Source organism: Actinoplanes sp. TBRC 11911 (genome assembly GCF_012933445.1).
GTDB lineage: Bacteria > Actinomycetota > Actinomycetes > Mycobacteriales > Micromonosporaceae > Actinoplanes.
The window spans coordinates 1-8,096 of record NZ_JABBNC010000067.1 but is presented as its reverse complement, the minus strand read 5'-3'; the positions used below and the strand labels follow the sequence as shown (position 1 = coordinate 8,096).

Genomic DNA, 8,096 nt, shown 5'->3' with positions numbered 1-8,096 from the left:
CAGAATCGAAGCTATCCTCTGACTACTGGATAGTCAAGTCAGGGCAATCGTGACGACAGCCACGCCTGCCCTGCGAACGCGACGGTGGAGGATCGTGGAGTGACCATGCTGCGAGAAGCGGCTACAGGCTTTTTTCGTTCATCAACGACATGCTCGTCGACTCGGACGGCCGGGCGTACGTCGGCTGCGACTTGATGTCCGGCGCCGTTGGTCACTGCCCAGTGGGTGCCCGCCGCGAGGTTCGCCGTGCTCCCGACCCCGCGTTTGATGAGCACCTTGCCGATCAGCACGTCGGTCACCCCGCGCGCCACCCCGATCCTGGTGCCGCCGACGTCGCGACCGAAGACGGTGCCGGCGCAGTGCGTACCGTGGCTGTTCTCGTCGCCGTCGCCCTCGCCGGTGAAATCCTTCTGGGTGAGGCTGACTCCGGTGAACGCGGGATGCGCGGCGTCGATGCCGGTGTCCAGCACGGCAACCCGCACGCTGGCACCGGTGAAGGGCGAGCCGGCCGCACCGACCGCCGTCACACCCCAGGCGGTGGTGTCGTCAGCCGCGACAGCGACGGCGTCGGCATCCGCGGCGACGACGGGGCGACCAATCGCAGCGGCATCGCCGGGACGACGCCGAGAACCTCGCGATCTTGCCGGAGGTCCTGGACCTCCTTGGTGGACAACTCGCCGGTCTCCACTACCAGGTCCAAGTCCAGGCCCGCTCGGCGCCAAGCGCACTCGTACCCGGCTCGCCGAGGACCCGAGGATCGCTCGTACGGGGGTCGCTGGGGTCGGCTCGCAGGATGATGAACTCGTCGTTGCTCATCGGTGCTCCTCGTGCAGAGTGGCGATCAGGTTTGAGCCAGCGCCGAGGCTCGACCATGCGCGGCCTCCGCTATTGTCCACGCAAACCATCGGAGCACCGCTACATGGATGCGGACAACCACCCGGTCGGGCGCTTTGCCGGGGCGCCACTGGCAAACATTGGACACACGGATCCAATGTGCTGGGCGTTCCGATCACCTGGGCGCAGCGCGTAGCCTGGTTTCCCAACGCCATGGAAGAGCAGCCGCTCGTGGCCAGCTCTGTGAACATTCCGCGCCTCGAAAGCTAAGGACTACACCTCCAGGCCGCGCGTGTGCGACCCGACGACCGTGGCTGCGTCATCTCCGCTGACGGATAGCGCCTGCTGTTCACAGGCGGCTCATCTAGCGAGACGGAATGGTGTCATCCAATAGCCTACTAGGGCTATGCACGATCGGCGCGGAGCTGCCGGAGGACGTCCTCTAGGTGGTTGGCCGTGAGGTAGGTCGGAGGGCCAAGAACAGCATTCCCGGTCCGCTCGCCCTCGAGGATTGCCTTTTCATGGAGTCCTGTGACCACGCCTTCAACAAGACCTGCCGCGACGTCGGTATCCACGAGTTCCTCGGCTCGGGGTGGCAGCGTGTATATGTCGGTCACGTCCGCGTAGGCGTAATAGTCTACCCCTTTAGCGTAATTTGCATGAGCCTGCAGTCTGCGAGTTGTTTTTGCCGCGGGCTCACTTCCACTGTTGGCTCGCGAGGATAAATTGCGGAACACCACGAGTTCGAGGCGAATTTCAAGGTCACCGAGCGGCGTCTGCAACTTGACAGTGCACACGTCCGTAACGATTGTCTTCAGCATAGATTCCCTCCGGCGTAGGGCCTGGGCGCAAGCACGCGCACCTGGCGGGCGAACTAGGAATAGCGAGGGTAGGACAGCACAGGGCGTGAGCGGAACGTTGGCCAGGTACACCCTACCGGCTGGTTCCGCACGAACGCTATCCGGCGGACTTTCGAAACGCGATTAGACGATGGCCGGTCGGGTCGCTTGCACCGTCTCATATGTACTTCGTTGCGTTGCATCCAATGCAATAATCCCCAGCCGATGCGGCGACATGGGGTACGAACCGAAATACGGATATGGGATCTTCCTGAAATGTGTCCCGCCGTCACCGGACTGCTCATAGCCGTAATAGCTGGCCATCGACGCATCAACCCAGCCCGCGAACAGCACCACATGGCCACGCAAATCGGTATCAGGATTGATCATCAGATCACCCGGCCGTAGCTGAGACTTCCCGATCATGGTCGATCGCTGGGCCAGCTCCACCGTGGTCATCCCGGGCCCCTGTAAACCCAGCGCCATGGACACATAGCCTGAGCAATCTCTGCGATAGCCGCCGAAAAGATCGCCAGGAACATTGCTCGACAGATAAGGCACCGGCCCGCCCCGCCACGCGGTCAGCCACAACTGCGCCCGATGGAACACCGCGCTAGCCTCGACACAGGACCCACCAGAACCATCCGGCGATGTCGCGATCCAAGGGCAAATTCTCACGCACTGCTCACGATCAACTGGAATTGCTCGCGGATCGCCGGAAACTACAATGCTCACGAGTTGAGTCGCGTCGTGCTCCCATTTGGCGTACGCGTCCGGGTAGGCCGAACGTTGAACGCGTTGGGCGGCCTCGGTCAACGACATCGACTGCCAGCCGGGAACTGTGCCGAGCCTCTGATAGAACTTTTGGGCGGCGGTGGCGGGATCCAGCAGTTGGGCACGCGTGCCCCAACCTTGGCTGGGGCGTTGCTGGAAGAGGCCGAGTGAATCGCGGTCGCCGTGGTCGAGCCTCCGTAGGCCCGACTCCTGTAGTGCGGTTGCGGCGGCAACTATCCACCCACGAGCTGGTACGCCGAGTTGCCTGCCTACCATCACGATGGTAGCGGCGTTGCTGACTTGATCGGCGTCGTACGTGTCCACGGGTGTGGCAGAGCCTGAAAGGGCGGAGCGCGGGGCGCAGGACGCAGCCGCGCCGTTCATGATCGTGGCGCCAACGAGACTGAGACCTATCAAACAGACGACGGCGGCGACGCCGCTCAATAATTTGACCATCGCAATCCGGCTTCCTTGTCAGACCGAGTACACACGGAGGCTTCGGCCGGAGCACGAAGCTCCGGGCCACAAACGCAAAAAGGGCCTCATTGCGTCGGCGGGTGCTTGTGGGGCGGGCGGCAACGGGCGCGGATAGTCGTACATCTGGCGCCGGCCGCACGTCGCTGTCTTGCCGCTCGTTTGCGTGCAGGGCGTCGATCAAGGCGCGTACGCGCCCGGACCGCAAGCGCTACACCGCGACGACGCGGATTCGGCGCAACCACACCGGCTCGGCGGGTAACGGGAAGTCGAGCCGGGTGGCAACGCAGGGAGCGAGGGTTCGCACTGACGTGTCGTTGCGGGCGTCGGCGTCAGGATTGCGCTCGAGAATCGAGGGGGCGGTGGCCGTTGGCCCGGAGGATGTGAAGAAACCGGACCAGCGGCGGGGTGGGCGAATTGAGCAGGCCGTTGGCGCCAGCCACCCGGACCCATTGGGCCTGGCGCTCGGAGATGCTGTGTTGCTGGGCGATGGTCTTGTAGTTGACCTTGGGGTCACGCTGCCAGTGCTCCCAGACCAGGCGCCACTGGTCGTAGTCCGGTTGCTTGACGGGAATTCGCCGCAGAATGTCTTTCGGAAGGTCAGCGATACCCTGTTCCACGTCCTCGTTTGCCGGGAGGTCGGCGGGGGCCAAGAGCGGCGGGGTAAGGTCGGCGCCGATGACGCGTGCCCAGCCGCCGATGTCCGCACTTTCAGTAAGGCGGGCAGCGATGGCGCTGACGTCTAGGGTCGTGGCTGCGATTTCAGCGATTGTCGGGTCCTGGTGTTGAGCTCTGATGAGCTTCTGGATATGCCGGCCGAGGGCGGTGGTGCGCCGCTCTTCGAGAAGCTGCTTCCGGGCCACAACGAGCGATTCACGTACGGCGTAGCCGTGCTCAAGGGCGAGTGCCCGGGCACGACGGGTGACCGTCGGCTGACGGCACCATTGGCTGATGCCGTAGACGGGTCCAGTGTCAACAAGCTTTCCGGCGGCGCGCAGGGCGTCCCGGCGGCGCGCAGCACTGTGCAACGTCCAAACGGAGTACGCGAAAGCACCTAGGCCACCGAATACGGCGGCGAAATACGGGACCTGGCGGTGGCCGAGCACGTTGATGGCGACCCCTACGGTGACTGATGCGGCCGAGAGGATTCGCCAGCTGTAAGCGGGTTCGCCGAGCCGCCGGCGCGTGTCGGCGAAGGCCGCGGTAACAACGCCACCGAGGTCGATGACGATTGCGAACGGCAGCACGAGCAATACCCGGAACCACCAAGGCATGGCGTGCGGCCACGGTGGCGTCTCGACAGCGACCCAGATTTGGCCCACGCTGGATCCGGCTGCAGCCACGAGATAGAACGCCCATGCGGCGTGTTCGACTGGGCGTTGCCGCACGGTTGTCGTCACGACGGTCGCCGGGCCCGCGTTCGCTGGTTTACGTGGTGATGTGTCAAGCACGCGGGTTACCTCCTGCGTAAGGGCAGGCGAGCGCCCCGACCACGGGACGCTCGCCTATAACGAAAGGCGTAGACGTCCCGCGCACGTGCGCAGAACTCAGCGACTCAACGGCTGCGGAACCGCTGTGACGCCGGATGACTCAACTGTCGGACGGCAACTTGGAAAGAATTGACGCGAGCTGATCAGGTGTGAGGCCAACATCTATGGCCTTGATCAGAGTCTGAGCTAGCGGGTCGCCGGGCCGGGCGTCGAGCGCGCGAGCCAGTGCCGCACGCGCGAGTGCGCCGTTGCCCGCATGCAAGGCGCAAACGGCCAGAACGACGGCGACGGCCGGGACGTGTTCGAGCTCAGCGCGGCGAAGCAGGTCGGTCCACATCCGGATCTGCCAAGCCTGGTCCGTCGTCTTCTGCAAGGCGAGATTGAAAACGGGCGGCAAGTTCACCAAGACCACGAGCTCGGCGGCGGGAGCATTGTCGAGAACGGATCCCTCTCGATAGGACTCGAACGCCCGGCCGAGGGCCGATTTTCCCTCGTGGATCAGCATTCGCGTCACGGCCACAAATCCGCCGCCGCTGCGCCCGACCTGTTCAACCTGCTGGAAGAGACGCTGACCTGCCTCTTCGGTCGCACGGCTAAACTCGGCGCGGGCTACGCCGTCGGTTGGAGCGAGCTGTACTGCGATTCCGTCGTGGTCCGGCAACCCCATGCGCCCGTTGACTGGAGTCGCCGTGACGCGCGGATCAAACCGTGCACCGTCACGGAACGCCGACGGCTCAGGTGCGCCGAGATCAAAGATGCGATCGTTTTCGACGCGTACGAGCCGGAGCGGTTCGACACCGGCGGCGCTGAGCGCATCGGCCATAGGCGAGGCTGCGGCAGAGACCTGCTCGGATTCGCCATAGCCGATCATGACGGCGGTCGTGGCGCCGGCCTGCTTAAGGGCAGTCGCCGTTGCCTTCGCGTCAGTAAGTACCTTCTCTCGATCTCCCGGCTGTTCAGGCAGCGCCGCGCTCGCGGCAGCAATCACGAATACTGCCTGCAGGCCAACCACTACGAGGCTGTCCTCTGGTTGAAAATTGAGCAGTGTCGGCGCAATACCGACCACGTCGGCAGCGCGGACGGCGATGATGATGCTGTCGTCGGTCATGCCACGCCGCTCGATATGTGGATGGTCCATCTCTGGTATGTCCTTTCGTGAGTGGTAGGTGGAGAATCATTGGTAGAGCCGTTGCGGCCAGCCCTTCTCGGGAGAACTAGCGGCCGGTCGGGCCGCTGGTCGGGCATCGGATACGGGCCTCTAGACGGTCCGGGCGGTTGTTCGTCAGCCCGCCGTGAAAGTCGAGGGTGAGCACCGCAGGCTTTTCCGGGCCAAGACGGACGGTGGCAGTGCGTTGTCGCACTACCACCGCCGCCTACTGCTTGTTGTGGCGGTGAGGGAACGACAACGCGCCGGCCACAGCAGTCAGTGCGATGGCCTAACGGATCACGGATCAGTGGATGAAGATCAGGACTTTCTCGACGATGCCGATGGCCTCGAGCGCGGCGATGTGGAGCGCAACGAGGGTGGCGACGTGACCTGCAGAGTGCATGGCACCTTGAGCGAGACGGTGGCGGAGAGGTTGCTTCGGTGCGGGAACTTCTGGCTTGCCCATGACGCTGCCCTTTCGTGAGTGCCTGGAGTGTCAGATGTCCGGGCACGGCGACCGCCCTACGCCGGACCCAGGTGGTGCTCGGTGATCGGGTAAGACGTGCCGACGTCAGCGAGGGGCTATACCGTCAGCTCGACGAGGTTGGCGGAGTCAGCGTCCGGACTAACGCCCAGGCCGAGACGGCCGCCAATGACCGGACCGAGCCTGACGGCGGCGACGGCTGCGGGCAGGTATCTGCGCTGCCATCCGCTCAGGGCGTTACCGAGGTCGGCGTCGTGACGAAGATGCTGGCACAGCGCCGTAACCAGCCCGTCGCCTTGTTCGAAGCCATTGTTGGCACCGCGCGCCGTGTGCGCGCGGACCGGAGCGAGGGCGTCGCCTAGCAAGACAGCGAATCCGTCACCCACCGGCCAGACCATCTGAGTCGGCGGTTCGATATCCATGACCGGGAACGCGGTTCGGCTAGCGGTGCAATGGACGGCGCTTGCAAAGGGCTCGGGCAAATGCCAGACGGCATTGCCGTCGACGTGGGCACGAGCTGTGCCGCCGACGTGTCGTGGTTGAGCGAACAGCCGCTGTCGCGGTGCCGCCCCGAACATACGTGTGTACTCGCCGGGGCCGGCGTTGAGATAGAAGGTCCAGTCGGCACCGCCAGGAATCGGGGCGATGTTGAACTGCACACCAGGACAGGGCTCCAGGCGCCAGAAGTCGACCATGGCGGTCGGGTTGAACCCTAGGCTGCCTCGGTGGCCGACATAGCCGGCGTAGCGCAATCGTCGGTTTGGATCCAACAACCGACGTCCCGTGGAGGCTCTCCCGTCGGCGAATACTACGACGTCTGCGGACACCGTGAAACCCTCTGCAAACTCCAAGAGGGGGTGTCCTCGATGTGCGGTGAGGCCAGTCAGCCGTGCCCCAGTCGTAACGAGATCGTTCGGGACCCTTCTGGTCAGGGCGTCGTGGAGCTGAGTCCAGGTCGTGAACCTGCCGGGGTAGACACGCCGGACCGGGTCTCCGAGAACTCGATCTTTGACCGGCGTCTGCCAGATCGTCTCGGACGGAACGTGTACATATTCGTCCTGGTCGACCCCGGCCTGGTCCAGGATGCCGAGGCTGGAGTGCTCCAGAGAGATCAGCCCGCCGCCGAGCGTGGTGCCGGCGGGAGTGGCCTCGTAGAGATTGACGTGACTAAAGCCAGCCTGGGCGAACATCAAGGCGACGGCGGGGCCGGTCAGTGAACCGCCGATCACTGCGATTCGTGGTCCGCCGTTCGACCGCCGCCGTGGCATGACGGGTCGAGGGCGGAACGGCTGGTGGTGCGAGCAAGGCATGGTCCGGTTCCTCCAAACGTAATGCGAAACCGGGCACGGCCGTGCTGGCCGTGCCCGGGTGTGCGATGTCGCACGAGGTGGCCGGGCAATCGGCCGATTGGTGGTGCAAGACGAAGCAGGCCAGGAGGGCGCTGCGACCGTGGTTAGGCGGTGGCGGTTAGTGGTTGGATGCGCAACGGCAGGATCCGCTGCCATGACGCGGCGAGTGTGTCGGGTTCGGCCGGATGCGGGATCACGTCGTAGTCGCGGATCCAGACCGCGAACCAGGATCCCGCCGGCGAGCCTTGCCGTAGCGCTTGATCAATGCTGACTGGTATGCCTGCAAGGGCTGGGTGTTCGCCGGCCCGGTAATGTGCGCGCCGGCCGGACAACATCGGGCAGGCCCTAGCGCTGTATGCCGCGCACGGTACGCAGAGCGCCGGTTCTGCGGTGCACCCATTCGCAAGGTCGTTTGACCGAGCGAACAGCACCGCGGGCGTGGCCAGCCTCCGGCCGCACACCTGGCACAGCCTGCGGAGCAGGCATTGCACCTGGGCAAGATGGCTGATCTTGCCGAAAAGGTAAAGCCCCGTGGACGTGACAGGCGTGATCCACGGAACGACAAGACCGCCGGCGCAGGGCCGCGTGACCAGATGCTCCGGGATGCCCGGGCTGGTCGGCACGCCCGTCGGAGTGGTCGCTGCCTCCTTCGAGTCTCTGTTGTTCGCCGGTCCGTAATTTGTGGCCATGAATATGGCCCTCCTA

At 64.6% G+C, this 8,096-nt stretch carries 9 protein-coding genes; all 9 read right to left on the bottom strand.

Going from position 1 to position 8,096, the window contains the following annotated elements; all coding sequences use genetic code 11:
* Positions 1-38 precede the first annotated feature (38 nt).
* Entirely contained in the window at positions 39-527 is a 489-nt protein-coding gene (locus HH310_RS42855; RefSeq protein ID WP_211193338.1) for a S8 family serine peptidase, read from the bottom strand.
* On the bottom strand, positions 524-700 hold the full coding sequence (locus HH310_RS43400; protein WP_211193337.1) for a hypothetical protein: 177 nt from the start codon (positions 698-700) through the stop codon (positions 524-526). The genes HH310_RS42855 and HH310_RS43400 overlap by 4 nt, the downstream gene beginning before the upstream one ends.
* Positions 688-816, bottom strand: a complete 129-nt coding sequence (locus HH310_RS45150) for a hypothetical protein (RefSeq protein ID WP_282438689.1) — start codon at positions 814-816, stop codon at positions 688-690. Before HH310_RS45150 ends, HH310_RS43400 begins: the two co-directional genes overlap by 13 nt.
* 422 nt (positions 817-1,238) lie before the next feature.
* Positions 1,239-1,655: a hypothetical protein gene (locus tag HH310_RS42850; protein WP_169181527.1), complete on the bottom strand. Its 417-nt coding sequence runs from the start codon at positions 1,653-1,655 to the stop codon at positions 1,239-1,241.
* Positions 1,656-1,817: 162 nt separating this feature from the next.
* Entirely contained in the window at positions 1,818-2,903 is a 1,086-nt protein-coding gene (locus HH310_RS42845) for an NlpC/P60 family protein (protein WP_169181526.1), read from the bottom strand.
* 350 nt (positions 2,904-3,253) lie between these two features.
* On the bottom strand, positions 3,254-4,372 hold the full coding sequence (locus HH310_RS42840; RefSeq protein ID WP_169181525.1) for a hypothetical protein: 1,119 nt from the start codon (positions 4,370-4,372) through the stop codon (positions 3,254-3,256).
* A gap of 139 nt (positions 4,373-4,511) precedes the next feature.
* Positions 4,512-5,519 (bottom strand): DUF4192 family protein, encoded by a 1,008-nt coding sequence (locus HH310_RS42835; protein WP_169181524.1) that lies wholly within the window; start codon positions 5,517-5,519, stop codon positions 4,512-4,514.
* 621 nt (positions 5,520-6,140) lie between these two features.
* The gene (locus HH310_RS42830; RefSeq protein WP_312034693.1) at positions 6,141-7,271 is read right to left on the bottom strand and encodes a monooxygenase; all 1,131 of its coding nucleotides are present in this window, start codon (positions 7,269-7,271) and stop codon (positions 6,141-6,143) included.
* 224 nt (positions 7,272-7,495) lie between these two features.
* Positions 7,496-8,096: hypothetical protein (locus HH310_RS42825; RefSeq protein ID WP_211193336.1), on the bottom strand; the 601-nt coding region annotated here is incomplete at its 5' end.

Excerpts from the sequence above, each read along its gene's own strand:
- HH310_RS45150 (WP_282438689.1), bottom strand. The coding sequence starts at position 816 with ATGAGCAACGACGAGTTCATCATCCTGCGAGCCGACCCCAGCGACCCC.
- HH310_RS42850 (WP_169181527.1), bottom strand. The coding sequence starts at position 1,655 with ATGCTGAAGACAATCGTTACGGACGTGTGCACTGTCAAGTTGCAGACG.
- HH310_RS42845 (WP_169181526.1), bottom strand. The coding sequence starts at position 2,903 with ATGGTCAAATTATTGAGCGGCGTCGCCGCCGTCGTCTGTTTGATAGGT.
- HH310_RS42835 (WP_169181524.1), bottom strand. The coding sequence starts at position 5,519 with ATGACCGACGACAGCATCATCATCGCCGTCCGCGCTGCCGACGTGGTC.